Below are 25,995 nucleotides of genomic sequence, written 5' to 3'. Positions count from 1 at the left end.
ACACTTGTACGTACCGCCCGTTTACCGTGCCGGCGATCCTGACTGGATCCGGCAACTGGTCCTCTCCTTCCCGCTCGCGCTGCTCGTCTCCCCCGGCGGTCCCGACCTGCTGGCGACTCATCTCCCGGTGATTCCCGCGCCCGGCTCGTCACTGTCCGACGGCGGAGGTGACAGCGGCCTGGTGGGCTGCACGCTCGCCGGCCACATGAATCGGCGCAATCCGCACTGGGCCGCGCTGGCGGACGGGCCGGCTGGCCAGCTGCTGATCATCCAGGGCCCCAGCGCGTACATCACCCCCTCCGTCTATCAGCAGACGCCCGCCGCCCCGACCTGGAACTACGTCGCTCTTCACCTGCGTGGCCGGGCGGTACCGGTCAGCGCCGGAGCCGAGACGCTCCGGATCGTGCAGGAGACCGTTGTCAGTTACGAGCGCGATCACGGCAGCGGCTGGGACCACAACGGTTCGGTCGGCTACTTCGAGTCCATCGTCGCCGGGGTCGGCGCCTTCACCTTCGAGATCACCGCTGCCGAGGCGATGGTGAAACTCAGCCAGGACAAGCCCGCGGAGCTGCGGGACACGATCGCCGAACACCTCGGCCAGGCCCAGAGGTCGCGCGCCGGCGTTGCCGCGGCGATGAGAACCCTGGGTCTGGCCGGCCCCTGCCCGGGGATGGCCGATGAGTAGCGATCTCCCCAGCCTGGTCCGAAGGGCTGCCGCGAACGCGCCCGATCACCCGGCCGTCATCAGTGGTGAGTGCTGTCTGACCTATGCCGAACTCATCGCCCGGGCCGAAGCGCTGGCGGCGGCCCTCCAGGCGGCCGGTATCGGCCACCGGTCCCTGGTGGCGGTCAATCTGCCCCGATCGGCCGGACTGATCGTCGCGTTGCTGGCGGTGCAGCTGACCGGCGCCGCCTACCTGCCACTCGATCCGGCATATCCCACGCAACGCCTGGACTTCATGGTCACCGACGCGCACGCCTGCCTGCTGGTCTGTGGTCCGGGGCAGGACTCGTTCGGAATCGCCTCGGTGCGGATCGACGAGGAAGGCCGTCTGCTGGGCGCGCTGCCGCCGCTGGACCGAACTGTCGTGCTCAGCGGCGGGCTGCCCCCGATCGCCTATGTGATCTACACGTCCGGCTCCACCGGGACACCCAAAGCCGTCCTGATCTCGCAGCGTTCCCTCGCCCGGTTCCTGTCGTCCATGCGCATCGCGATGCCCCTGACCCCGGCAGACAAGCTGGTCGCCGTCGCGACGATCACCTTCGACATGTCCGTTCCCGAGGTGTATCTGCCGCTCGCCTGTGGCGCGACGCTGCTGCTGCCGGCGCGCGACGTCATCCGTGATCCGCGACAGCTGGTCCAGCTGCTCACGCGGTCCGGCGCAACCGTTCTGCATGCCACACCCACATTGTGGAAAGAGCTCCTCGACCACGGCGATGCGCCGTTGCCTGCGGGGTTGCGCGGCTTCATCGGCGCCGAGCCGTTCACCGGCGCGCTGGCCGATCGTGTCCTGGCGAACACGTCGGAGCTGACGACCTTCTACGGGCCGACAGAGGCAACGGTCTGGGCCACCTCGGCGCGGCTGACCGCCGGCAGGGCGGTCCCGCTCGGTACGCCGCTGGGCGACACGACGGCTTACGTCCTCGGCGACGACCTGCTGCCTTGCCGGGCCGGCGAGGTCGGTGAGCTGTACCTGGCCGGAACCGCTCTGGCCGAGGGCTATCTCGGCAGGCCGGCCCTCACCGCCACTCGCTTCGTCGCCTGCCCGTTCCTTCCCGGCGGCGCGCGGATGTACCGGACCGGTGATCTCGTCCGCCGTACCGAGGACGGGGATCTGGTCTTCGTCAGCCGCGCGGACGAGCAGGTCAAGATCCGTGGCCACCGGGTCGAACTACGCGAGATCGAGGCCGCCCTCGAAAGCCACCCGGCGATCTCCGAAGGCGTCGCGGTCGTCGAGGCCGACCGCTACGGATCAACCCGGATCGCGGCCTACGCCTCCCCCGCCTCGATCGGCCGCGAAGAGCTGCACGATCACCTGCGGCAACGGCTGCCCCCGCAGGTGCTGCCCTCCCGGTACGTCCTGCTCGACCGGCTCCCCCGAACGCCGAACGGGAAGGTCGCGCGCTCCGTCCTCGCCCAGGCGGAAATCGCACCGCCGGCCGAGCCCGCGGCCCAGCACGAGCAACTCGTGCTCGACCTGTTCCGCACTGTCCTGCAGGACGGCTCGATCGGGCCCGACGACGACTTCTTCCTGTACGGCGGCCACTCGCTGCTGGCGACCCAGCTCGTCAGTCAACTGCAGCGCGACACCGGTGTGCTGGTTCCGGTGTCGGTCGTTTTCGCCGAACGCACGGCCGCGAAGCTGGCATCGGCCATCGCGCAGCTTGCCCCGATCGATGTCGCGGCCGGGCCGGAGCCGATCGGCAGCCCGGTCGACGCGGCCGTTTCCGCTGCCCAGGAACGGCACTGGGTCATGCACCAACTCGACGCCACCGGCTGCGCCTACAACCAGCCGATCGGGTGGCGGCTCGACGGCGCGATCGATCCGGCCGCGTTGAGACAGGCAGTCCACGACGTCGTACTCCGGCATCCGAACCTGCGCAGAGCGTTCGACCAGGACGACGACGGGATGCTCCGCGGGTACGACGTACCGATCCCCGTACTCGAGTACCTGACCGCCGATGCGTCACCGATCGCCGGCGAGCTGGAGCGGTACGCACGACGGCCCTTCGATCTCGGAACCGAAGCGCCGTTTCGCGCGGCGCTGTTCACCGTCTCGGCCGAACTGCACTACCTCGTCGCGGTCACCCACCACATCGCGAACGACGGCTGGTCGGATCGGATCTTCGCCAATGATCTCGACCATGCCTACCGGGCCCGCCGCGGGAACACCGAACCTGTCTGGTCGACCGCCGTTGCGGGCTACGACCAGTTCAATCGGGACCAGACGGCACGTCTGGCCCGGACCCAGCCGGACGGGTGCACTCCGCGCGAACGGCAACTGGCCTATTGGCGGTCAGTTCTCGACCGGCCCATCGCGGACCTGCGACTACCTGGTCGAGCTGAGCGCCCTGCGGCCGTCACCTTCGACGGACAGACCGTCCGCGCCCCACTCCCGGCTGCCCTGATCGAGCAGATCACCTCTGCAGCACTGCGGTTGGACGCCACGCCCGCGATGTTCTTCCAGGCGGCGGTCGCGGCGCACCTGTTCGCCGACGGTGCTGAGTCCGACTTGTGTTTGGCAGCCCTCAGCGCCGGACGGTCCGACGCCCGCTTCGATCAGACCATCGGCGACTTCGGCAACACCTGGCCGCTTCGCATCCAAGCCCGGCCGGACCTGTCGTTCGCGCAGTTCGTGCGCCAGGTCCGGGATCGGGCGATCAGCGCCTACGACCACACCGACGTCCCGTTCCAGGAGGTCATCCAGGACCTGTACCGAAGGCATCGCGACACCGACCGGGCGCGGAACCCGCTCCAGGCCCTGGTGGCCTGGCACCCGGTCGAGATCGCCCCACCGGAGCTCCACCTGGCCGGTGTCTCGACAGCCATCGTCGCGATCACCACCCGGACCGCGAAGTTCGAGCTCTCGATCAACGCCACAACCTGGCCGGACGGCGCCGGCGAGGTGGCGCTCGAGTACGCGGACCACGTCTTCACGCCTTCCACGGCGCACTCGTTCGTCGAGCGACTCACAGCACTGCTCGACGAGGTATCGCACTCTCCTCAGACCACTCTGCTTTCCATCACACAATCGCGGAGCCAATGATGCCGACAGCAGCGAGATCCATCCCGCAGGCCTTCCGAACGGCGGTCGCCCGGTACCCCGGCGATCCGGCCGTCGCCCAGGACGGCCGTACCTGGAGCTACGAAGAGCTGGACACGATGTCCACAGCGGTGGCCCACGGCCTACGGCAGCACGGGGTCGCGCCAGGTCACCTGGTCGCTGTGGCCGCCGTCCGTGACGTCCGGCTGATCGCCGGAATCCTGGGCGTCCTCAAGGCAGGCGCCGCCTACCTGCCGATCGACAGCCACTGGCCGGCGGATCGGACGGCGACCATTGCCCGGCATGCCCGGCCACGAGCCTTCCTGACCACGGCCGGCCACGACCCTGGGCCTGAGCCGTTCCCGACAGTGGTGATCGACGACCTGATCGCCGGCGCGTACGAGGCTGGTGCACTGCCCGATGTCACCGAGGAGTGGCCCGCCTACGTGATGTACACGTCCGGATCCACCGGCTCACCCAAGGGCGTGATCCAGCCACACGGGACCATTCTGAACGACATCGCCGCGCTGGCGGCGGCCCTCGGTCAGTCCCGGCCGACCTTGCTGGCCAGCACCTCGACAGCCTTCGACGTATCGGTGTTCGAGATGCTCACCACCTTGCTGCACGGAGGTCTTCTCCTGCCGGTACCGAGCCTGCTGGACCCGCGTCCGGCGTCGGCGACGCCGGGGGTGGTGCTCAGCGGCGTACCATCCATGATCCGCGAATTCCTCCGCGACAACGCTGAGGCGTCGTCGCCCGCCGCGGTCGTCTGCGCGGGCGAGGCCTTCGACCAGCAGCTTCACCTCGACCTGGCCGCGGCCTGGCCGCAGGCCCGGATCATCAACGGCTACGGACAGACCGAGACGTTCTACGCGACCACCTACGTGGCACCCGGATCCCCTACCGCCGCGGGTGCTTCGTCTGTTCCGATCGGGCGAACGTTCGCGGGCAAGACCACCTACCTGCTCGACGACCGGCTTCGCCACACTCCACCCGGCGAGGTCGGCGAGCTGTACGTCGGTGGCGTCATCGGCACCGGTTATCTCAACGAGCCGGCGCTGACCGCCGAGCGGTTCGTGCCCGATCCGTTCGGCCCCCCGGGCGCCCGGATGTTCCGGACCGGCGATCTCGTCCGGGCGGACGCGTCCGGCGAGCTGGAGTACGTCGGCCGGATCGACTTCCAGGGAAAGATCAACGGCGCCCGGGTGGACCCGGCAGAGGTCGAGTCCGCTCTGCTTTCCTGCGACGGTGTCGCCGACGCGGCCGCGATGATCTCGACCGCCGGGGACGTTCCGGCCATCTTGATCGGCTACGTCGTACCGGAGCCCGGCAGGGACGACCTCACCGCGGCCGTTCTCCGGCAGCAACTGGTGGACCGGGTGCCGAGCTACCTGATTCCGGCGCAGGTGCAGTTCCTCGGCCGGATCCCGCGAACGCCGATCGGGAAGGTGGACCGTGCGGCACTGCCGGCCGCCCACGGCCGACCTTCCGAGTCCGGGTTCGGGTCCGCGGAAGCTCCTCCGGACGAGGCGGCGGAACTGCTCCTCGAGATCTACCGCCGGGTGCTCGCGATCCCCGACCTGCGCCCGGACGAGGACATCTTCCTGCGCGGCGCCAACTCCTTGAAGATCGCCGCGCTGGCGGTCCGGATCGGCCGCGCCTTCGGGGTGAAGTGCTCGATGCTCGACCTTCTGCACCACCCCAGCGCGGCCTCGTTCAGCACGTCCATCGCTTCCGGGTGGCGCCCGGTGGCAGCAGCGGAGGCAACCCATGGTTAATCCGTTCGACGACCCGGCCACAGATTTCCGGGCCCTGCGCAACGAACTCGGCCAGTACAGCCTCTGGCCGGTCACGATCGAGCAACCCACCGGGTGGGAAGCCGTCTTCGGCCCGGCATCGCGAGCGGCCTGCCTCGACCACATCGAGCGGTCCTGGACCTCCTTGAGTCCACTCGGTCCCGCTCCGGGAGAGTCGCCGTGAGCCCGGGCCGGGCGCAGCTCACCTGGGCATCGGCGGAGTTCGCGGCAGATCCGGTCGCCGTGGCCGAGCCACACCGGTCCGACCAGGTCGTGTTCGATCCGGACCAGCTGGGCTGGATCCTGCTGCGTCACGACGACATCGACACGGTGCTGCGCAGTGACGACTACCGCAAGGACCCCCGGACCGCCTCCGCCTGTCCCTACACCACCAAGCAGCGCGCGATGGCGGGGTCGTCCCTGATCTTCATGGACGACCCGGATCGCAAACGGCTGCGCCGGCTGATCACCAGGTCCTTCGCGCATCGCAACATCGAGCGGATGCGGCCCCGGATCCAGGACATCGCCACCCAGTTACTCTCCCGGATCGACCCGGCCGGACCGTTCGATCTCGTCTCGGCGTACTCGGTCCCGCTGTCGGTGCGGGTCATCGCGAGCCTGATCGGGGTGGAGACCACCGCCGACCAGGAGCGGTTCGTGGCCTGGTCGGAAGATCTCGAACTCGAGTACGGCCACGACCTGACACCTGCGGACACCCTGCGGATCAGGGCCTCCCGGGCCGAGCTGGCCTTCTACTTCCTCGACGCCATCGAGCAGCGCCGGGCGGAGCCACGCGACGATCTCATCACCACGTTGGTGACAGCCCACGACCGCGACGGCGCGCTGACCGAGGAGGAACTCGTGTCGACCTTGGTCACGCTGCTCGTCGCCGGGAACGTTTCGACCGCCGACCTGGTCAGCAACGCCGCGGTCGCCCTGCTCCGGCATCCTGACCAACTCGCCATGGTGCGCTCCGACCCCGGCCTGCTGCCGGCCGCGATCGAGGAAGTCCTGCGGTGGGACGGTCCACTGACGATCGTGGACCGGATCACCGCCAGGCCATTGACCCTCGGTGAGGTCCGGATCCCGGCGGGGTCATGGATCTGGCCGGCCCTCGCCAGCGCCAACCACGATCCGGCCGTGCATCCGCAGCCGGGCGAGTTCGACATCGGCCGGACCGACAACCACCACCTGTCCTTCGGCGCCGGCGCACGCCTGTGCCTGGGGGCCGAACTCGCCCGGGTGGAGGCCGAGATCGCCATCGCGACACTGTTCGGGTTCTTCCCGGGTCTGCAACTGGATCCGGACCTCCCACCGGACCGGCACAGCAAACCGACATTTCACGGGTTCAGCCGGATCACCTGCACCGCCTGAATCACCAGGAATTGGCCGCAATTTCTTGTTCCGCGACAATTCGATGACGCCTGCCCAAATGTCACTTCGACCACAGTCGAATTGCCACTTCCGGCAACCATCTGTCCTTGACTGGTCACCATGGGTCGCGCAGACTTGATGGCGGTTCCCTGGGTGCACCGGCATCCGGCCGCAAACAGAACAGGAGGAATCAAGATGGCAGATTCCGTATACGAGAAGACCCCCGCGTTCTTCCGTTGCGCATGTGTCGAGGCTTTCTTCGAGGCGGGCAACGGTGACGACCTCGTCGGGCTGCAGAGCGCTGCGTTCAACGAGGACGAGCTCGAGGCAGAGCTGGACGCCCTGCTGGCGGTCTGATCTGAACAGGAAATAGGCGAGGGCGCCGGGATCATCCCGGCGCCCTCGTTTTCTTTTCGGGTTATTTCTGATCGAACAGATGCAGATCCAGGAAAGCCGAGAGACGAGTGAAGGAATCCAGAATGTTCTCTTTCTTGATCACCCCGTGCCCTTCGTCCGGGTAGACGACGTACTCGACCTCGCGGCCGAGCCGCTCGAGTTCGGCGACCAATTGATCGCTTTCCTGCCGGGAAACCCGCGGGTCGAGCGCACCCTGAATGACGTGCAGCGGCGCCCGGATATTCTCCGCGAATGACAGCGGCGATCTGGCGGTCAGCATCTCGGCATCATGTTCGGGATGTCCCACGCTGCGATACATTCCGGCCCGCCAGGTCGGCGGAACGGTTTTCAGGAAAGACACCAGGTTGCTCGGCCCGACGATATCGACGCCGGCGCACCAATACTCCGGATAACGGCCCAGACAGGACAGCACGGCAAATCCTCCGTACGACGCCCCGAACAGCGCGATGCGATCCGGATCGGTCCAGTCACAGGTCCGCACCCACTCCGCGCAGGCCGCGATGTCGCGGAGTTCGTCACCACCCCAGTCCCGCTGGATCAGCCGCTGATAGCTGGAGCCGTAGCCACGCGAACCGCGGTAGTTCGGTGCGATCACGGCGACCCCGCGGCTCGCCAGGTACTGGTAGAAGCCGCCGTAGGAGTACCTCGGGCGCTCCTGCGCGTCCGGCCCGCCGTGGATCGAGACCACGACCGGACAGCGCTGCCCCGGCTCGACCACGGGCGCGTACAGGAGCGCAGGCACTTCCCGGTCGAACGACTGCACGGCAATCGATCGCGGCTCCACCCGAACAGCATCGGCACTCGACGTCCGGCTGTCGGTGATCTTCGAGACGGTACCGGTGCCGAGATCCGCCACGTAGACGTTGGCCGGTCCGGTCGCTGTCTCCCACAGAACGGCCAGCCGCTCCCCTCCGCGTGAGCAGGTCAGGTACCGGCAGACACCGGGCGGCAGGTCCAGCACCCGCGGATCGCCCCAGCCCAGCAGGTGGATCTGCGAGTAGCCGTTCACGTTGACCGCCACGGCCAGCTTCCCCGGCGCCACGAGCACCGCGTCCTCGACCTCCCAAACGGGTTCGAAGACCCAGCTGCCGGAATTCGTCCGCAGATCGAACCGGAGAATTCCCATCAGATCGCGTCCCAGATTCGACACCGCATAAACCGCGGTGCCGTCGGGGTCGGCCCAGGCGAACGGGAAAGTCACCGAATCCGGGCCGTTCAGCCCGGCCGGAAAAGTCAGTTCACCGGTGCCGAGGTCGACGATGCCGGAATGAATCTCGCTGTTGGTGTTCTGCTTGAGCAGCAGAATATGCTTTCCGGCCGGATCGACCGCGCACGGCTCCAGCACGCCGGTCGATTCGGTGATGTGCCGGACAGTCTTTCCGGCGATATCGAAAGCCATCACGTCGCTGTCCTCGAGCGACCTTTCGTTCGAGCTGAAATAGATGGTGCCGCCGTCCGCCGACCAGCCGCCGTATTCACTGAGGTGCTGCTGGACCAATCCACTTCCGGCGCGCAGGCCACCGACTCCGGTGACACCGGAGTCGGTGATTCGCACGACATAGAGCCGGGTCGACTCGGCGCCATCACGGTCGGCGGTGAATGCGACCACGTCGGCCGGGCCCCAGGACAATTCACGGACGGTGAGGCCGGGCTGGGTGAGTTGCTTGTGGTCACCGCTGTCGAGGTCGGCCGACCACAATGCGAAGCCACCGCGGCGATCGCTGACATAGAGTAGTTTTCGGCCGTCCGGCGAGAGCGCCAAGGTCGGCTGGAAATGTTCGGTCGGCGCGTAGTCCTGATAGCTGATCGGTGGCTGAGAATTCAAGCGGGACTCCCTCGAGAAATATCCGGACCACGATGGCAAACTCGTGTAGACTATCGGCTGGCCGCTATCTTGCACAAGACGCCGAGAGGTGGTACGTCATTTCTGCTGAAGTGGATGTGGTAATTGTCGGTGGTGGGCCATCCGGTTTGGCGGCCGCGTTGACACTGACCCGGGCCCGGCGGACGGTGCTGGTGATAGACGAGGGCAAACCCAGGAACAGCGCCGCGACGACCGTCAACGGGGTGCCGGGATTCGCCGGACTCCGGCCGCAGGAACTGCTGGCCCAGCTGCGCCGGGAGGCCGGCGAGTACGGCATGCAATACCTGCCGGGCCGGGTCGCCGACGTGCGCCGGCCGGACGACGCGACCTTCGTCGTCAGCACCGAGCCGGCCGAGGGATCCGCGACCGCCGAGATCCAGGCGCATGCTCTGGTCATCGCCTCCGGTGCGCGCGACTTCCTCCCCAAGGTCCCCGGGCTCGGCGACGCGTGGGGCACCAGGGTGCTGCCGTGCGCGTACTGCGACGGCGCCGAGGTCGGATCGAGCCGAGTGGGCGTACTGGGCGTCTCCCCTAAATGGGGACAGTCGGTGGAAACCGCCCAGCTGCTACGACAGTTCACCGACGACGTGTACTTCCTCCAGCACGAAGCGGCAGACCTGACGGCGCTGGAGCTGTCAGCGCTCCAGGCCCGCGGAATCCGGCATGTCGACACGACGGTCGAGTCGGTGGCCCGGCTGGAGTCCGGCGAGCTCGAACTGGTGCTGACCGGCCGCGACGCGCTCCGGCTGGACTATCTGTTCGTCGACACCGTCACCCGTCCGTCGAGCCCGCTCCCGGCCGCCCTGGGCGTCGAGCAGATCCCGACCCGGCTCGGCCCGGCGCCGCGAACGGCCGCGGACGGTTCGACCAGCATCCGGAACCTGTGGATCACCGGCAGCGCCGCCGTCCCCAACGTCAACATCCCGACCGCGGTCGACCACGGCTACCGCACCGGGGTCTCGGTCAACTCCAGCCTGATCGACCAGGAGATCTCGGCGCTGGTCCCCGGCTGGGACGCCTAGTCGTTTTTCCCGCCAGAACGCCCGCTGCGACGAGAGGGACATCGTTGATGACGACGAGAAGCACCGTGCTGCCCACCGGCTCCGTTCTGATCCCGGGCCTGTCCCGCGTCACCGAGAGCCGGCCACCGTCGGCCGTCGCGGTCGCCGCGAAGGGGCTGGAGGTGCGGTTCTCCGACGGCTCCACCTGTCTGGACGGCGCCAGCGGACTGTGGAACGTGATGTTCGGGCACGCCAACCCGCGCGTCAACCGCGCCGTCACCGAGGCCCTCGAGACGGCCGGTTACCTGAAGTGTTTCGAGACCTCCAACTCCTACGCCGAGGACGCCGCGAGCGCCCTGATCGCCGAGTGCCCGGCGTTCCGCGCCGTCATCTTCTCCACGTCGGGCGCCTCCGCGAACGACCTCGCGCTGAAGCTGGTGCGTCAGTACGCCCACCACACCGGCCGGCCGCAGCGCAACGGCGTGGTCGCTCTCAACGGCTCCTGGCACGGTCTGACCTTCGGCGCCTTCTCGCTGACCGGTGAGCAACTCGGCCAGAGCATGTACGGCGTCGACCGCCGCTTCGTCGTGCACTGTCAGCCCAACGACGCCGACCAGCTCGCGGCGCTGTTCGAGAAGAACGGCGACCGGATCGCGGCCGTCTTCGTCGAGCCGGTGCTCGGCAGCGGCGTCGTCGAACTGCGGCAGGACTTTCTCGACGTTCTCGAACAGCTTCGCGCCCGGCACGAGTTCCTGGTGGTGGCCGATGAGGTGACGACCGGGTTCTGGCGGACCGGTCCGTTCCTGGCCTCGTCGAGATGGAGCTTCGACCCGGACATCGTCATCTTGTCGAAGGCGCTCACCAACGGCACCTGCGCGGCGTCGGCGGTCCTGCTCGGCCCCCGGCTGCACGACGCGTTGCAGGACGCCGACGCGGTCATCGCGCACGCGGAGACCCAGGCCGGCACACCACCGTCCTGCGCGGCGATCACCGCCGTGCTCGCGGAGGGAGCAGCACTCGACGCGGTCCACCGGGCGAACCAGCTCAGCCAGGCGCTGGAGGAACGACTGACCGCGCTGGCGAAGTCGCACCCGGCCGTGGCCTCGTTCAACGGCCTGGGCGCGATGTACGCCGTCGAGATCCACGACCTCGACGGCACCGACTCGTCAGCACTGGCGGCGATCCGGGACTGCGGCGCCCTGGTCCACAAGTCGCCGGGCGGCATTCAGCTGATGCCGTCCTTGATGTACACCGACGACGACCTTCACCGTCTCTTCGAGTCGATCTCCGCCGGGCTCAGCCGCTGGCAGAGCTCTGCCCGGTCCTGAAACCGCTGCTCGCCGCGGCCCATCGCCGGACGCCCTGCCGGATCTCGTCGTCGATACCCTGCGGGTCCGCCGTCGGCGGGCAGCTCAGGGTGTCGCCGACGTCAGCGAGAAAGCTCCCCGTCCTCGCCGCGGCATGGCTGCGGCCGGTCTCGTAGGCGAAGTTCGGAACGCCGTCCGGTGGCAGATCCAGCAACGAGATCAGTACGTCCTCGAGCGGAACCAGCCCGGCGATCAGCGGATGGTCCTCCGCGATCCGCGCATAGTGGCTAGCGGCACTGTCCTGCCCGGCCCGGAGCTCGATCAAGGACGACACCAGCGTCGCGACCCTGCTGAGGCACATCTCGACGTACCGGCCGCCTTGGGTCCACTGGATCATGGCTGTCGAGGTCTTCGCCGCCCGGGCCAGATCCTCCGCGAGCTGATCCGACAGGACGATCGATTCACAGGCCATCGAGACCGCCTCCAGAACGGTCGGATCCAGATCCTCGATCGAGTTCAGCGCGCAGATGTCCTGGCCCATCGCGCCGTGACTGATCACGTGCCCCAGCTCGTGGGCCAGCGACACGACCTGCTGGAAGCTCAGCACGGGCGCCACCGAACCGTCGGTGAAGGTCGCCCGGCACTGGATCCACGCCCGCGCTCCCCGCCCACTGCCACCACCGCGGTTCACACATCCCAAGGTGTTGCTCGCCATCCCCTGCTGCCAGGGCACGAACTCGACCTCGGCCTGTGCCGCGACCCCTGGACCGGCCAGTTCGACCGACCAGCGACCGGCACTGCCTCGGTGGCTCAACTCGATGCCCAGGGCATCGATCAGCGCGGATCGCAGAACAGTCAGGGCCACCTCGGCACCGATCACGGGAAGCGGGCCCGGCTTCGATGCCGCCAGCAACAATCCGGGATGGACCTGTTCGGGATCGGCGCTGCCGAATCCCAGCTCCGCCGCCGTTCTCAGCAGCTCGTCGGCCGTTCGCAGCGCCGCGTCGAGCGAGCTCCTCAGATAGCGTTCCAGCTCGAGCTCCGGCACAACCGTGCGCGCTCGGCCGGAATCGGCCGCAGCAGCCGCCAACTCGTCCCACCGAGCCGCCAGCGCTGTGCCGAAAGGCGCCCGGGTGGCACGCCAGACAGCCATCAATTTGGCGCGTGCACGCGGGCTGGCGGTTGAGGCGAGCACCTGACCCAACCCGACCTCCGGACGCCGGCCGGCTCCAGACACCCGCCCTCCGGTAGCCCTGGACAGCATCGCCGCCGAGGCGGCGCTCAACTCGGAGATTGTCGCGTGCGCACGCTGGTGCAGCACGCGGAGCCGGTCCGACGGTGGCCGCATCCGGCGAAGTTCCATCACCCGCGCGGCCTCGATGCGTGGATCGTCGTACGCCGCCTGATCGAGTACGCGCCGATAGTTGCCAGTGGCCTGGTCGATCTCGGTCAGCGTCCTGCCCTGGGCGCGGACCGGGCCGCTGTGATCCCACAGCGCGGCATCGCGATCGGCGCAGAACTCGACCAGCTCGACGAACTCCTGCGCGGACAACGCGGGACCGTCCAGTCGACGACACCAGCTGTTCAACAGCCCCGGCAACGGCCGCTCCCTCGGTGTAAACTCCCTGTCAGCAAGCGATTACTCGTACCCTACAGCGCAGCGAAGGCGGATGGCTTATCTCAATCTCGGCATCGTTGCTCACATCGATGCCGGGAAGACCAGCCTCACCGAACGTCTGCTCTACGCCACCGGGACCATCCCCCACCTGGGCACTGTCGACGACGGCTCGACCCAGACCGACAGCGACGAGATCGAGCGACGGCGGGGCATCACGATCCGCGCCGCGGTCGCCAGCTTCGCGCTCGACGACCTGCACGTGAACCTGGTCGACACCCCGGGCCATACCGAGTTCGTCGCCGAGGTCGAGCGCTCCTTCGCTGTTCTCGACGGGATCATCCTGGTGATCTCCGCGGTGGAAGGGGTGCAGGCCCACACCCGGGTGCTCTACCGCGCAGCCAAGGCAGCAGGCATCCCGGTGCTGGCCTTTGTGAACAAGGTCGACCGGATGGGCGCGCGACCGGCCGAAGTGCTCGAGGAAGTCACCAACAGCCTGAGCACCACCGCTGTCCAGCTGACCCGGACACTCGGCGAGGGCACCGCTGAACCAGTCGTCGAGAGCCTGCTCGGGCCCAGAGACCTGGCGCAGCCCTGGGAGGCACTCGCGCTCGCGTCCGAGACGGCCTTCGATCGCTACCTCAGCGGCCCACAGAACGCTCGCGCTTCGTTCGAGGCGGTCCTCAAGGACCACATGCGGTCCGGACTCGCGACCCCGGTGGCAACCGGCTCGGCCAGAACCGGTGCCGGGATCGCCGAACTGCTCGGGTTCCTGCGTCTGCTGATCCCTGACCCGCCCGGGGACTGCGGCCCGGAATCCATTACCGGCGACGCCTTCTCGGTCGACCACGACGCCAAGGGGGTACGCCGCGTCCTGGTCCGGCTGCGCTCCGGCGAGTTCCGGGCCGAGACGAAGTACCTTCACGTCCACGGCCCGGACGCCGGGGCAGAGCAGGCCCGGCAGGTGAAGGTGGTCGAGGCAGTCGGTCTGCAGCCGTCGGGCGTCGCCGAGGCGGGCAACGTCGTCGCCCTGCGGACCAGGCCGCCGATCGGGGTGACCGACCGGCTCGGCAGCGCCGGAGTACAGGCCGCGCGACCGCGGTACGAGCTGCCGAAGCCGACCGTCGAAACCATGGTCAGGGCCCACGACGGAAACCATGTGGAGCTGTACCGGGCACTCGAGAAGATCGCCGACCGGGATCCGACGATCGCGCTGCGGGCCGTCGAGGGCGGCCGGGTGGCGGTCTGGCTGTTCGGCAACATCCAGGCCGAGGTGCTGGCCGAGACGCTCGACCGCGACTACGGCATCGGCGTCTCCTTCAGCAAGCCCACCCCGCTGTACTTCGAACGCCTCACCGGCACCGGCACCTTCCAGGTGCCGATCGGCCGGAGCCCGTTCACCGCCGGCCTGGGCCTGTTGCTGGAGCCGGCCGAGCCCGGTGCCGGCCTGATCATCGACATGACCGAGGCCAGAGGACGCATCCCCCGTGCCTTCAGCGATGCCGCGGCCGCCGCCTTCGAAACGTCCTTCCAGCAGGCCTACTACGGCTGGCCGCTGCTCGACGCGCGACTGACCTTGACCTTCGCCCAGTACGACAACGCGACCAGCACCGGTTCGGACTTCCGGTTGCTCGCTCCGGTGGTGCTGCAGACCGCGATCCGGCAGGCGCGGACGGTCGTCCTGCAGCCGCTGATCGAGTTCGAGTGCGACTGTCCGGAGAAGATGGTGCCGCCCGTACTGCAGGCGCTCGAACGGTTGACCGGCAAGATCAGCCAGGCCGCTCCGACGCTCTACAAGGACCGCCGGTGGTCGATCACCGGACTGCTGCCCGCCCATGCGGTCGGGCAGTTCTCGGTCGAGCTTCCGAACCTGACCGGCGGCGACGGGTCCTGGAGTTACCGCCCGTCAGGCCAGCGTCCGTTGAAGACGCCGGTGCTCCGCCGGCGTACGGACGGGAATCCGGCCAAGCTCAGTGAGTACATGCACTACCTGAGCCTGCTCTAGCTCAGATAGCGCCGGCGCTGGACCTGCGCCATGTACTCCTGGCTCGACGATTCGGTCAGTTTCTCGAGCACCTTGCCGGTGACGAGGGCCAGCCGCTGCTCGGCCCGCTCCCGGGCGCCGTCCTCCATCCAGGACGCCATCGGCTCCAGCGGCCGGTGCAGGGCGTCGATCTGACGCAGGGCGGCGGCCACCCCGGCCATCACGGCGGTGTACGCGGTCACCACCGGGCAGACGATCGAGATACTCAGCGAGTCGTCCGTCTGCCCCACCCCCTCGTGGATCCACATCAGCGGGATGTACATCACGTCACCCGGTTCGAGGTCGTACTCGATCACCGTGGAGGGATCGATCTCGGCCCCGCCGACGCCCTCGTCGCCGCGGTAGCGAGCCACCACGGTGTCCTTGCTCAGGCTGTCCGGCGGCGACAGCCGCCACGACTTGACGCCCTGCTGCTGGATCACCAGGTTGTCGCTGTGGTCGAAATGGGACCCGATCCCGGACTTCACGTAGGTGCGGATGACGTCGCACCACGCGCTCGGTACGCCGGCGATCCGCGCAACGGCCGCTGCGCGCGCGGCGAGTTCGCCGTCACCGAGGGAGGCCTGCTCGATGAACGTCACCTCGCCGTCGCGCCGGTGAACGTCGACGCCTGGCACACCTGCCGTCCGGGCCAGCAACTCGTCGAACCACTCGTAGCTGCGCTGACTGCCCAGCAGGTGCTGTGCCGCTCCCCGTAGCAGAACGGGGTGCTGACGCCACGCCCCGGCGAGCTTCTCGCTCACAGTCACGTCGACGGAATCCATCGTCATAGTTCCTCCAGTCTCGTGTCCCGCATCCGTCGGAGCCGTTCAGATCAAACTGCCCGCCGACCCACCGTCCACGCGCACCACGGTGCCGTTGCCGTGCCGGCCCAGCCGCAGCAGCAGGTCGATCGAGTCCGCGACCGCGTCGAGCGAGATGAACCGATCGATGACGAGGTCCTGGTTGCTGCGCGCCAGTGCCAGCGCCTCGATCTCGGGAACGGACTTGTCCAGGCGTCGCGCCAGCGCGGACAACTCCGTACTACGCGCCGGTGTCAGCAGCGGACCCAGTGAGAGATAGGCGACCGATTGACGTCGACCACGGCACCACGCGGCCAGGGACGCGGTCAGGACTCGCGAGGCTGCCTTGCTTGCGGCGTACGGCCCGGATGCGTCGTCGGCATGGAACATGGCCTCCGAACCGATGAAGACGGCGCGGCACTCGGCATCGTCCGCGGCGGCGCGCTCCAGTAGTGCGCGGGTGAACACATAGGGAGCGATCGCGTTCACCCGGAACGATCGCTCGATGCTGTCGAGGTCGTGTTCGTCCCGGGCGCCGTCCACAGCCGCATGAATGATGACGGCCGGAACCCCCTGGGTCTTGTCCACCACCGCCTCGACCTCGTCGGGTCTGGCCAGGTCGAGTGTCAGCTGACGGAAGTCCCGGGATTCGGGCTGCGGCTGCCGGCTCACACCCACCACATCCCGTCCGGCAGTGGCGAACCTGCCGGCCAGGTGGGTTCCGACGGCTCCGCCTACGCCCGTGATGAGCACACTGTCCGAGATGTCCATCAGCCCGCCTCCCCGATCCGCACACTGATCATCAACCCGCTGCCGACCGGCACCAGCCGGGAGAAGAACCGTGCGTCGGCCGCCAGACCGACGTTGTACTTGTGGATTCCGGCCACGGCCGCCTGGTGGCCACCCGGCTCGTCGTCGAATCGGCCGCTGATCGGGGCATAGGCGTCGTCCGCGACGATCAGGTCACCCGGCTCCAACCGGTCCGCCAAAGCCTCGAAGTAGCTGGTGTACTCATGTTTGGCGCCGTCCAGGAAAATCAGCGCGCGGTGTTCGAGGTCCAGGTCGGCCAGCAGCGGCACGGCATCCCCGCAGAGAACCGATGCCGAGGCCCCCTCCGGGCCGAGCAGCTTCAGCCGTTCCGAGGTGAGCGCCGCGTACTCCGGGTCCCGCTCGATGCCGACGACGCGACCACCGTACCGGCTGACGCTGCGGGCCAATCTGGCCGTGGAGTAGCCGGTCAGCGTTCCCACCTCGACCACCAACCGGGGCCGGTGAATCATGCAGAGAGCCTCCAGCAGATCACCGGTCGTCGAGGAGATCGCGATGTCCGGTTGCTGCCCTTCCGGCTGCTGTTCTGCTGTTCTGCTGTCCGGCGCCTGGCCGAAGACCTGATCGCGGTACCACTCCACCCGTGACATCGCGTCAGCTCGCCATCCGGGCCCGCAGGCTCCCGACCGACACCGGCGTACCGGCGGGCGGCGCGGCCTGGCCGGACCGTCGGGACTCGTTCCACTGTTGCGCCAACGCCTCTCCCCACAGAATCGTGAAGTCACCGCCTGGCCTGCGTCCCTGCAACGACCAGGACTGATAACTGGTCAGGCGCAGGTAGTCGCCGGGGCAGCCGATCGCATCGCCGGCGGCCGCCACGCAGTCGGTCCAGCTGCGTTCGGCTTCGCGGAAGTACAGATAGGAAGACAGCGCGGAGATCAGCCGGTCCGGAAGCTCGAGCAGCCAGCGCGCGTCCGCGATCCGGCGGCCGGTCGAGCCGTCGCCGATCACGCCCAGGACCGGATCGCTGAGGCTGTACTCCATCGCCATGCTCAGCTCGTCGAGCCGCTCGAGCGGCTCGTAGCAGAAACCGTCGAGTTCGTCGCGCTGCGGGCCTGAGCAGTGCACGATCGCGTGCCCGATCTCGTGCATCGTCCGTTCCGCCGCCCGGTGCAGCAACTCCCGGCCCTGCTCGGAGCCGACCCTGGCGGAGATGAACGCGACCGGCGAATCGGCCTTGCCCGCCTCGATGACCGCGGCCAGGACGTCCTTGTCCGCCGGCGCCAGCTCACGGTTGCCCGCCGGAGAGGCGATCTCGACGACAACGTACCCGGGTGTGCCGGCGGCGCCGACCTGCCAGCACTCGAGCCCCGGCGTGACGAGGATCCGCGTCAGCTCCACCCCGAGCTCCCGGTCCCGGGTGACCTGACCGGCCCGGACGAACAGCTCGTCGAGGGTGGTGGTCGGATCCTGCTTGGCCTGGCCGAGCGCGACGAGACACGCGAACGCGTCGTCGTACGTGCTGCCCGCCGGTTCGATCGCCAGCTCGCCGCAGATCGTGTCCAGCCGGCTCCGCAGCACCTCCGTCAAGCCGCCGGCGGCCTCGAAGAAGCCCGTGACCTCCGCCTCGCGGACGACGCCGAAGCCCAGGCTCCAGTCCCCCACTGCCCCGGCCGGCGCGAGCACGCGATAGGCGTCGGCGATCCGGTCCCATCCCCGATCGAACTCGGCGTCGTACCGCTGCAGGACCTGTCCCCTCAGCTGGGCCAGCTTGCCCCGGACGGCGGCCGAGCGGGCCCGTGCGATCGTCGCGACGTAGGCACGCTCAGCCTCATCGGCGCTCGTAGCTCCGGTAGCGCCTGGAAAGCCTGCTGCCAGCCATCCACCGGCCGCCTGCCGCAGGTCGTCGGCCCGCCGGCGGCCCGACGACTGCGCACGTTCCATCGCGCAGACCTGAGCAGTCACGTCAGAACCAGCGAGGACACGGCCCACCGCGGCGTCCAGCTCGGCGCAGTCCAGGTCGTTCGACTCGCGGTACAACCGTAGGTACAGCAGGTTCTGCCAGGCCCGGCGGCGTTCGAGATCGGTGCCATCGGCAACTAGCTCCTGCTCCCAGGCAGTGACCGCCCATGAGACGACCTGGTCAGGCTTCATCTCCGTCACCGCCTCCGCTCGCCGGCCGGAACAGGTATTCGTACAGGTCCCCGTCGTACGACGTCGCGAACATGTGCCCGTCCGACGTCACCACCGGTGTGGTGTGGACCTCACCGTCGTGCTCGGGTTTTCCCATCACCTGCGAGGTCTGCCAGAGGAACGACCCGTCCGACGCGCGCAGGGCGATGATGTCCTGCTGATCCCGTACGCCGATGACGACGTCCGCCCCCGCTCCGGTGAAAGAGGTGTAGGAGAACGGCGCATAGACGCCTGGTACCTCCCACCGCACCTCGATCCCGCCGGCGTCCGCAGCCAGCCCGAAGACCGACCCCATCCTGGTCCCGCACACCACTGTGTCCCCACAGACGTACGGCGTGCCGTTGATCCGTCCTCCCAGGGCCACCGATCCGTGCACCTGCCCGGTCTTGGCTTCGACGGCCCGGACCAGTCCGTCCGTCGCTGCGATGAGGACGGTGCCGCTGTCCGGTAGTACGACCGGCGAGGCCTTCACTGCGGAGCCGACCTCCACCTGCCACCGGAGCCGGCCCTGGTCATCCAGGGCCACCACGCTCTCGCCTGCCACGACGATGAGCAGGTCATCCACCAGTACCGGGGTGGCATAGATCTCCCGGCCCGCAATGATCCCGTCGACCGCGGCATCCCAGGGCTTGGGTACTTCGACTAGGCGATCCACGTCTCCGGTCGACGCGTTCAGGTAGGCCACGGTGCTCCTGAAGCAGGCGCACACCACGGTCCCGGTCTCCGCCCAGACCGTCGGCATCGCGTAGACCGGATGGTCGAGCTTGCGGGTCCAGTTGACCTTGCCCGAGGCCCCTATTGCGGCCACCAGTCCGTTGGTGGCGGCCACGATGAACTGCCGGCGGGCGGGATCGGCCACCGGTGAGGCGTAGACACCGGCCGGCAGCCGCCTGGTCCAGACCTCCGCCGCCAGTCCGTACCTGTACAGCGTGACGCAGCCGTCGTCGCCGGCCAGCACCACACCGAGCCCCTCGATCACGGCTGGCGTCGAGTTCAGCGGGACCGGCCGTTCGGCGCCGTCGCGCAGGTCCTCCCGGGTCAGCCGGCGATGTGCCACCAGGCGCGGTTCCCGGTGCGGGTCGAAGTGCTGAACGTCGTCGCCGCGATCGTTCAGCACCAGTCGGCTGCGAACATGGCGGCCGTGCTGACCGGTCACGTCTGCGGCACCCGGCTGAGCCTGTTCAGCCGCCGGGTGAACGCTGTCGCCAGCCCGATCGTCGGGATGACGGCCAGCGCGTAGGCCCAGAAGCCGGAGTGCAGCAAGTAGATACCGGCGGCGGCCAGCGGGATGTTGCCCAGCCAGGTCGCGACCGTCGAGGACACCGAGAGGAAACCGCCGTCCTCGTGGGCGGACAGCAGTTCGCCGTTGAGCCCCTCGAAGAAGTACGGAATCACCAGGATGAAGAACGCTCCGACCATCAGCAGCGCCGTCTTCATCGGCACCTGCCCGCCACCGAACAGCAGGACCAGAAGGGGCGAGAGCAGCAGACAGACGGCGACCGCGACGATCGTCGGCACGGCCGAGTACCGCGTCACCTTGCGCCGGAACTCCGCGGTGATCTCGGCACCCTTGTCGACCGCGTACCCGTAGTAGATGAAGGCGGCGTTGAAACACGCCTGCGGCACCCGGCAGAAGAGCGTCCAGATGCTCGACGCGACCCCGATCGCCGCCACGCTCTGCACCCCGAGGGTGCCCGCCATCACCAGCGGAATCGTGCCGCCGGCGTAGTCGTTCATGTGCCGGACGCCGATGCCCGCGCCGCGGCCGAGCATCGTGCCCAGCTGCCCCCGGACCTCGTCCCGCCCCGGCCGCCTGAAGTTCCGATCGGCGACCTGCCGCCGGACCACGCGGATGCCGATCACGGCCATGATGACCTGCGCCAGCACGGTGGCCAGCGCGACCGAGTACATCGGCGAGCCGAGGGTCCCCGGTACGGCGTACAGCAGCACCGCGTTGAGGGCCGCGTTGACGCCCAGCCCGATCCCGAACACCGCGATGCTGCTGCTCCTGGCGCCGATCACCTTGAGGGTCTCCCGGACGGCGGACATCCCCAGCAGGATCGCCACCCCGAAGCAGCGGATCACGACGTACTCGCGGGCCGCGCCGGCTACGTCCGGGTCGGCGACCAGCAGCGGCAGCACGAACCAGCAGATCGCCCCGAACACGATCGAGACGGCTTCCAGGATCAGCAAAACGATGCCGAAGGCAACGAAGACGGCACCGAACTCGTCCTCGGACCGGCCGCTGCCCTCGGCCCGGGCGAGCCGCGCCGTCATCACGTCGACGAAGCCGATGAAGAACGCGTTCAGTACCTGGATGACCGATTCACCGACCGCCAGGCCGGCCACGTAGACCAGGCCGAGCGGCGCCGTCATCGCCATGTCCACCAGCCCGAAGCCGACCGACAGCACGCCGAGGCCGAACATGAGCACGCTGAAGGACGCGAAGTTCCCCGCGGTCAGTGTGGTGTGATCCCGAGTTCCGAGTCGCATAGCCGTTCAGTTGTCCTGTTCGTTGGTCAGCGCGGCACGGAACGCACGCGCTTCGGTTGGTCGGCCAAGATTCTTCGCGATACCGGCGCCGCGTTCCAGCACCTCGGTGGGCGTGCCCGCCGGGTCGAAGTCGGCCAGCCAGCTGAGGATCTCGAGGCATCGCTCCGGTTCGTCCAGTCGCTCGAGCACGCGGACCAGACGCCAGGCGTAATGCTGCAACCACGGCGGGCCGCAGCGGCAGGCCTGCAGGTAGGCCTCACTGGCGTTGCGGTACTCGCCGAAGGACTCGTAGATCTCGCCGAACTCGCCCCAGCTCGGTCCCCAGACCGGATCGAGATCCACCAGCGCCTGCGCGGCCTCCACCGCTTTGTCCCGGTCGCGGTTCACGTACAGGCATTCCTTCGCCGTCGACTCGAGGTAGGTCTTCAGCAGATGCCGGTCGTAGTACCGGCTGCGGTTCGTGCTCAGCGCCGCGACGGCATGTCCCCGCGCGCGCTCCATCAGCTCCCGCGTCCGGCCGACGTCCTTGCCCTTCGCCGGGATCATGGCCACGCCCCGGTACCACGAGGACAGACCGCCCTGGTCGACCTCGGCCTTGTGCTCGATCGCGCATCTGGTGCCGTACTCGACGAACCACCGGTAGTCGTCGCGGTCGAGAGCGCCGGTCTTCATCTGACAGACGATCGCCTGGGCGCACGCGTCCAGCGCCCGTGCCGGAGCGATCTCGCCGCCGGACAGGTGCCCGCGCAGCAGGGCGAACCAGTCCGCGTCCTTCTTGGCGCCGACCCGGTTGCCGACGATGTAGCCCAGCAGAGCGAACTCGAACGCGAGCGGCGCGGGCAGCGACCGGTCCAGCGACTCGTCGATCAGGGTGGAGGCGATCTCGAACCTGCTGAGCGCGACCATCATGGAGGTGAAGTAGAGCCGCTCCGGACCGCCTGACTCCGGCATCTGCTCCAGCTGCTGCCGGAGCCCGGCCTCGCGAACGGTCCGGCCGGTCCGCAAGGTGGCGAGATCGTGGTCGTCCAGCCCGGCCGCGATGGCTGCCTCCCGGCGAACCGCCGGCTCGAACACCTGAGAGATCGGAAAGCTCGGGAACGTCTCCTCGCGCAGGCCGAACGCCTCGGATACGCCACCGGAGTACAGGTCCAGTGGCCGGCCGTCGTCGTCGTCGAAGGAACTCATCATCGCGACGAAAGCGTTGCTGACGGCTACTTCTTCGTGAAAGGTCACTGCTGCCTCCCCGGGCGGCGCTGATCGGCAAGGGTGCTCAAGATGAACTGCAGGAGATTCGCGACTCGACCGGCGTCGAAGATCGTCCGGTGGCTGATCTTGGTGGTGGCGAACTCGACCACGTCCAGCCCGACCACCCGGTTCCGGCGGAGTACCAGCTCGACCATCCGCTGGAGTTCGCGAAGCGACAGGCCGTGTTCGGCCGGGTAGCCGGTGGACGACATCTCGCCGACGTCGAGCACGTCGACGTCGATGGTCAGATAGACGTCCCGCCCGGATGGCAGCCACTGCGCGAACAGGTCCTCGTCATGCAGGGTCCGGCTGAACAGGGCCGCCTGGCCACCGAACCGCCCCAGCAGCTCGCGTACCGCGGCGGCGTCGTCCTCCACCACCGGGACATAGGGGAACACGCCGGCCTGATAGACGTTCCCGGCTCCGACCAACCGTGCGATGTGCGACATCACGTTGGTGTTGAACAGGGTGTTCGGTTGCTCCAGATCCCAGACCTGGACGTCGAGATGATGATCGAACTGAACGACCGCCAGGTCGGCAGTGGGCCGGGTCTTCAGCAGCGCCTCGATCAGCGGGTAGGTGATCGAATGGTCACCACCGATGCCCGCCAGCACGGTGCCGGCCGGAAGCGCCGCCAGGATCTCGGCAGCCGTGGCCGACAGCTCGGCGAGCGAGATACCGAGCTCGCAGTTGCCGATGTCCCAGACTCCTGCCAGCTGCCCGGGCCCGTCCGCCGGGGTCAGGTCGAGGACTACCGACGGCCCGGTCGACCAGGCCATGTGGGATGACGCCCGCCGGATCATCGCCGGCCCGTTCTCACTTCCGTTCTTGGCGGACCCGGCAGACGTCGGTATGCCCAGCACAGCTGCTACGGCTCCTGCCTCGACTTCGGCCGGCAGCGCCGGGCGCGCACCCGCGAAGACCGGGTGAGTCGTCGCCGGTGCGGACTGGGCGTCATCGGTCATCGCCATGCGACCGCGATCCAGAGTGCGACGAATCCGCGGGAGGCCGGGACCTCGCTGCGCCGGCTGGCCCCGGTGTCTGCCAGGTCGATCCGCACGCTCTCCTGCAGCAGCGTCTCGAAGAAGGCCATCAGAGCCGCCCGGGCCAGCCCGGCGCCGAGGCAGTAGTGCGCCCCCGCGCCGAAGGAACTGTGCAGGATCGACGGCCGGCTGATGTCGAACTCGGTCGGGGCAGGACTCACCCGTGCGTCATGGTTGGCCAGCGCCAGCGCGGGGAACATCCATTGGCCGCGCTGAACCGGGCATCGTCCCAAGGTCAGATCCGCCGCGGCCACGCGGTCGGTCAAGGTGACCGACGAGTCGTGCCGCAGTACCTCTTCCACAGCGTTCGCCAGGAGATCGGGCCGGCTCCGGAGCAACTGCTGCTGATCGGCATGCCCGGCCAGCTGATAGACGCCGTTGGCCAGGGCGTCCGCCATCGGCTGCACCCCCGCGACCAGTACCGACAGCGCAGCGGAGATCATCTCCTCGGCCGACAACCGGCCGTCGCGCTGAGCCCCGATCAGATCGCCCAGCAGATCGCCTGCCAGGCCCTGCCGCGCCTCCAGCTCCTCGAGCAGGTACGCGACCAGCTCGACCTTCGCGCCGACGATGAGCCGCTGTTCCGGACTGTCCAGCGGCACGCTGAACTCGCGAACCAGCAGCCGGGTGTTCTCCACGAACATCTCCCGATCCGGCGTTCGCACTCCGAGCACACAGGCCAGCACGTCGATCGCGTACGGAAGGGCCGCGCCGGCCACGAAGTCCGTGCCGGCCGTCTGCCAGTTCCGGACCGCGTCCACCGCCGCGTTCTTCAGGCTCGGGCCCAGCTCCTTCACGGCGGCCGGCCGGAACCGGTCGCGCATCGTCGCGCGGATCCGGCCGTGGTCCGGCGGATCCATGAACAGCAGGGAGGAACCCGACAACTCCTGCATCCGGTCCGTGTACGGACCCGGGAGGGCACGGTCCGGGGCTTTCAGGAAGCGCGGGCCGGCCAGCACCTGACGAGCCAGCCGGTAGTCCGCGACGATCCATCCGCCGAGCTCGCGATCCTCGATCAGCCCGCCGCCGCCGACCGATCGCTGCCACGCATACGGATCACGGCCGAATTCAACGCACTGCCATGTCGGACCGACTCGCATACTACCCCCAGTAGTGTCGATGTGCAGAGCTCGTACTGCCCTTTCCGTAGCATTCCAGTGGTTGCTTCAGACCGCCATTACCGCAGCAAAACACTGCATTCCTGAAGAAAGGCCGAGCATTCCGATCCGCTGGCCTTCGGTAAGCTTTTCGGTGGCGTCCAGAATCGCCAGGCAGATCAACGGATCGCTACCGCCGAAATGACCCAGCATCGCCGCCATTCCGATATTGGTACGGTCTGCCGGTACATCGAGCGCGGCGCTGACCTGCAGCATCGATTCCCGCCGGTCGTGCAGCATCAGCAGATGATCCAGCGATCCGGCCTTGATCTCGGCGACCGCGCAGCACCTTTCCAGCGCCTCGATCACCGCCCGGTCACAGTCGGCCGCCCAGTCGATCAGTTTCTCGGCGTCGTCACCGAAGTACTCCATCGTCGCCTCGTCCACGTCGACCTTGCTGTTCGCCGTGTCGTCGGGCAGGCACGAAGCGATCCGGCCGCAGTAGGGCAACCGGAAGAGCGCGTGATGCCGGCCGAGCGTCGTCTGCGCGGTGGAGACCAGGGTCAGCCGTGGCGAGGAACGAGTCAGCAGCATCGCCACCGCGCCGTCGCTGTCGGTGGTGGCGGTACCGCTGCGACGCTGATGGCGCGCGCTCAGCCGGTCGACGCCGACGTAGAGGATCTTGTCCACCTCGGGCCGGGTGGCGAAGATTCCGGCAGCCTGCTCCAGCCCGAGCACGGCCGATCCGCACCCTTGACCCAGCAGCAGCGTCGAGGCCCGGTGACAGCCGGCCTCTGCCGCGACGGCGGCGGACAGGTCCCAGATCAGGTACTCCGGCACCGATGTGCAGACGACGATCAGGTAGTCCACCTCGCCGGGATCCACCCCGGCGCGCTCCAGACACCGGGTCGCGGCGGTGGCGGCGATGGTCTCGGTGCCGATGTCGGCGGAGATCTCACAGAATCGTTTGAAGCCCGAACGCTCCAGCCGGTAACGGGACAGTTCGTCGCCGTCAATGCTTTCCAGCGCGGAGACCCGATCGCCCAGTTGGAGACCGAATGCGGCGATACCGAAGTCGGCTTCCTTCGGACTCCGGCGCATTAACATCCTCCGGCACGGGACGCTGGGCGGAACCGGCCACTAGGCCGGTATTGGGCCAGAACAGGCTCGCATGATCTTCCATCCGGCGCAA

At 68.3% G+C, this 25,995-nt stretch carries 21 protein-coding genes; 9 read left to right on the top strand and 12 right to left on the bottom strand.

The genetic code is table 11. The features are described 5' to 3' along the window. Positions 1-4: 4 nt before the first annotated feature. The 6 genes from ABD116_RS30840 (at position 5) to ABD116_RS30815 (ending at position 7,291) form a co-directional block, all read left to right on the top strand. Complete coding sequence (locus ABD116_RS30840) at positions 5-685, top strand: FMN-binding negative transcriptional regulator (protein ID WP_343978223.1); 681 nt, start codon at positions 5-7, stop codon at positions 683-685. Further along, positions 678-3,767: an amino acid adenylation domain-containing protein gene (locus ABD116_RS30835; RefSeq protein ID WP_343978220.1), complete on the top strand. Its 3,090-nt coding sequence runs from the start codon at positions 678-680 to the stop codon at positions 3,765-3,767. Before ABD116_RS30840 ends, ABD116_RS30835 begins: the two co-directional genes overlap by 8 nt. After that, complete coding sequence (locus ABD116_RS30830) at positions 3,767-5,542, top strand: non-ribosomal peptide synthetase (protein WP_343978217.1); 1,776 nt, start codon at positions 3,767-3,769, stop codon at positions 5,540-5,542. Before ABD116_RS30835 ends, ABD116_RS30830 begins: the two co-directional genes overlap by 1 nt. Then, positions 5,535-5,744, top strand: coding sequence for an MbtH family protein (locus ABD116_RS30825; protein WP_343978214.1), 210 nt, complete (start codon positions 5,535-5,537; stop codon positions 5,742-5,744). Before ABD116_RS30830 ends, ABD116_RS30825 begins: the two co-directional genes overlap by 8 nt. Then, positions 5,741-6,934, top strand: coding sequence for a cytochrome P450 (locus ABD116_RS30820; protein ID WP_343978211.1), 1,194 nt, complete (start codon positions 5,741-5,743; stop codon positions 6,932-6,934). Before ABD116_RS30825 ends, ABD116_RS30820 begins: the two co-directional genes overlap by 4 nt. Before the next feature lie 195 nt (positions 6,935-7,129). Further along, positions 7,130-7,291: a hypothetical protein gene (locus ABD116_RS30815; protein WP_343978208.1), complete on the top strand. Its 162-nt coding sequence runs from the start codon at positions 7,130-7,132 to the stop codon at positions 7,289-7,291. 61 nt (positions 7,292-7,352) lie between these two features. On the opposite strand, the gene ABD116_RS30810 is transcribed toward ABD116_RS30815, so the two are convergent. Beyond that, complete coding sequence (locus ABD116_RS30810) at positions 7,353-9,176, bottom strand: S9 family peptidase (protein WP_343978205.1); 1,824 nt, start codon at positions 9,174-9,176, stop codon at positions 7,353-7,355. Positions 9,177-9,208: 32 nt separating this feature from the next. Between ABD116_RS30810 and ABD116_RS30805 the strand changes: the two genes are divergently transcribed. Together ABD116_RS30805 and mpaD are read left to right on the top strand one after the other, a co-directional pair. Then, positions 9,209-10,237 (top strand): NAD(P)/FAD-dependent oxidoreductase, encoded by a 1,029-nt coding sequence (locus tag ABD116_RS30805; protein WP_343978202.1) that lies wholly within the window; start codon positions 9,209-9,211, stop codon positions 10,235-10,237. A 47-nt stretch (positions 10,238-10,284) separates the two neighbouring features. Further along, positions 10,285-11,544: a daptide-type RiPP biosynthesis aminotransferase gene (mpaD, locus tag ABD116_RS30800; protein ID WP_343978200.1), complete on the top strand. Its 1,260-nt coding sequence runs from the start codon at positions 10,285-10,287 to the stop codon at positions 11,542-11,544. On the opposite strand, the gene ABD116_RS30795 is transcribed toward mpaD, so the two are convergent. Then, positions 11,513-13,123 (bottom strand): hypothetical protein, encoded by a 1,611-nt coding sequence (locus ABD116_RS30795; protein WP_343978197.1) that lies wholly within the window; start codon positions 13,121-13,123, stop codon positions 11,513-11,515. The genes mpaD and ABD116_RS30795 overlap by 32 nt on opposite strands. A gap of 70 nt (positions 13,124-13,193) precedes the next feature. On the opposite strand from ABD116_RS30795, the gene ABD116_RS30790 reads away from it, so the two are divergent. Next, positions 13,194-15,143, top strand: coding sequence for a GTP-binding protein (locus tag ABD116_RS30790; protein WP_343978194.1), 1,950 nt, complete (start codon positions 13,194-13,196; stop codon positions 15,141-15,143). Here ABD116_RS30790 and ABD116_RS30785 read toward each other — a convergent pair. The 10 genes from ABD116_RS30785 to ABD116_RS30740 all read right to left on the bottom strand — a co-directional run bounded on the left by ABD116_RS30785 (position 15,140) and on the right by ABD116_RS30740 (position 25,904). Next, the gene (locus tag ABD116_RS30785) at positions 15,140-15,952 is read right to left on the bottom strand and encodes a JmjC domain-containing protein (protein ID WP_343978191.1); all 813 of its coding nucleotides are present in this window, start codon (positions 15,950-15,952) and stop codon (positions 15,140-15,142) included. The two genes, ABD116_RS30790 and ABD116_RS30785, sit on opposite strands and share 4 nt — an antisense overlap. A gap of 39 nt (positions 15,953-15,991) precedes the next feature. Further along, positions 15,992-16,735 carry an SDR family NAD(P)-dependent oxidoreductase gene (locus tag ABD116_RS30780; protein ID WP_343978188.1) on the bottom strand — a complete coding sequence of 248 codons (744 nt, stop codon included), beginning with the start codon at positions 16,733-16,735 and terminating at the stop codon, positions 15,992-15,994. Next, complete coding sequence (locus tag ABD116_RS30775) at positions 16,735-17,382, bottom strand: O-methyltransferase (protein ID WP_343978185.1); 648 nt, start codon at positions 17,380-17,382, stop codon at positions 16,735-16,737. Before ABD116_RS30775 ends, ABD116_RS30780 begins: the two co-directional genes overlap by 1 nt. 4 nt (positions 17,383-17,386) lie before the next feature. Beyond that, on the bottom strand, positions 17,387-18,886 hold the full coding sequence (locus ABD116_RS30770) for a hypothetical protein (protein ID WP_343978182.1): 1,500 nt from the start codon (positions 18,884-18,886) through the stop codon (positions 17,387-17,389). Beyond that, positions 18,876-20,081 (bottom strand): outer membrane protein assembly factor BamB family protein, encoded by a 1,206-nt coding sequence (locus ABD116_RS30765; RefSeq protein WP_343978178.1) that lies wholly within the window; start codon positions 20,079-20,081, stop codon positions 18,876-18,878. Before ABD116_RS30765 ends, ABD116_RS30770 begins: the two co-directional genes overlap by 11 nt. Then, on the bottom strand, positions 20,078-21,418 hold the full coding sequence (locus ABD116_RS30760) for an MATE family efflux transporter (RefSeq protein WP_343978175.1): 1,341 nt from the start codon (positions 21,416-21,418) through the stop codon (positions 20,078-20,080). Before ABD116_RS30760 ends, ABD116_RS30765 begins: the two co-directional genes overlap by 4 nt. Positions 21,419-21,424: 6 nt before the next feature. Continuing rightward, positions 21,425-22,651, bottom strand: coding sequence for a tetratricopeptide repeat protein (locus ABD116_RS30755; RefSeq protein ID WP_343978172.1), 1,227 nt, complete (start codon positions 22,649-22,651; stop codon positions 21,425-21,427). Then, entirely contained in the window at positions 22,648-23,634 is a 987-nt protein-coding gene (locus tag ABD116_RS30750) for an arginase family protein (protein ID WP_343978169.1), read from the bottom strand. The genes ABD116_RS30755 and ABD116_RS30750 overlap by 4 nt, the downstream gene beginning before the upstream one ends. Beyond that, the gene (locus ABD116_RS30745) at positions 23,625-24,806 is read right to left on the bottom strand and encodes a cytochrome P450 (protein ID WP_343978166.1); all 1,182 of its coding nucleotides are present in this window, start codon (positions 24,804-24,806) and stop codon (positions 23,625-23,627) included. The genes ABD116_RS30750 and ABD116_RS30745 overlap by 10 nt, the downstream gene beginning before the upstream one ends. A gap of 66 nt (positions 24,807-24,872) precedes the next feature. Further along, the gene (locus tag ABD116_RS30740) at positions 24,873-25,904 is read right to left on the bottom strand and encodes a thiolase family protein (protein WP_343978163.1); all 1,032 of its coding nucleotides are present in this window, start codon (positions 25,902-25,904) and stop codon (positions 24,873-24,875) included. Between the last annotated feature and the right edge of the window lie 91 nt (positions 25,905-25,995).

The organism is Kribbella koreensis (assembly GCF_039525325.1).
GTDB lineage: Bacteria > Actinomycetota > Actinomycetes > Propionibacteriales > Kribbellaceae > Kribbella > Kribbella koreensis.
This window is presented reverse-complemented; position numbering and strand designations above follow the sequence as displayed.

Bases quoted from the DNA above. Each gene is read 5' to 3' on its own strand.
- ABD116_RS30790 (WP_343978194.1), top strand. From the start codon at position 13,194: ATGGCTTATCTCAATCTCGGCATCGTTGCTCACATCGATGCCGGGAAG.
- ABD116_RS30780 (WP_343978188.1), bottom strand. From the start codon at position 16,735: ATGGACATCTCGGACAGTGTGCTCATCACGGGCGTAGGCGGAGCCGTC.
- ABD116_RS30805 (WP_343978202.1), top strand. From the start codon at position 9,209: ATGGCAAACTCGTGTAGACTATCGGCTGGCCGCTATCTTGCACAAGAC.
- ABD116_RS30750 (WP_343978169.1), bottom strand. From the start codon at position 23,634: ATGGCGATGACCGATGACGCCCAGTCCGCACCGGCGACGACTCACCCG.
- ABD116_RS30825 (WP_343978214.1), top strand. From the start codon at position 5,535: ATGGTTAATCCGTTCGACGACCCGGCCACAGATTTCCGGGCCCTGCGC.
- ABD116_RS30785 (WP_343978191.1), bottom strand. From the start codon at position 15,952: ATGACGATGGATTCCGTCGACGTGACTGTGAGCGAGAAGCTCGCCGGG.
- ABD116_RS30770 (WP_343978182.1), bottom strand. From the start codon at position 18,886: ATGAAGCCTGACCAGGTCGTCTCATGGGCGGTCACTGCCTGGGAGCAG.
- ABD116_RS30745 (WP_343978166.1), bottom strand. From the start codon at position 24,806: ATGCGAGTCGGTCCGACATGGCAGTGCGTTGAATTCGGCCGTGATCCG.
- ABD116_RS30815 (WP_343978208.1), top strand. From the start codon at position 7,130: ATGGCAGATTCCGTATACGAGAAGACCCCCGCGTTCTTCCGTTGCGCA.
- ABD116_RS30835 (WP_343978220.1), top strand. From the start codon at position 678: ATGAGTAGCGATCTCCCCAGCCTGGTCCGAAGGGCTGCCGCGAACGCG.
- ABD116_RS30740 (WP_343978163.1), bottom strand. From the start codon at position 25,904: ATGCGCCGGAGTCCGAAGGAAGCCGACTTCGGTATCGCCGCATTCGGT.
- ABD116_RS30830 (WP_343978217.1), top strand. From the start codon at position 3,767: ATGCCGACAGCAGCGAGATCCATCCCGCAGGCCTTCCGAACGGCGGTC.
- ABD116_RS30775 (WP_343978185.1), bottom strand. From the start codon at position 17,382: ATGTCACGGGTGGAGTGGTACCGCGATCAGGTCTTCGGCCAGGCGCCG.
- mpaD (WP_343978200.1), top strand. From the start codon at position 10,285: ATGACGACGAGAAGCACCGTGCTGCCCACCGGCTCCGTTCTGATCCCG.
- ABD116_RS30760 (WP_343978175.1), bottom strand. From the start codon at position 21,418: ATGCGACTCGGAACTCGGGATCACACCACACTGACCGCGGGGAACTTC.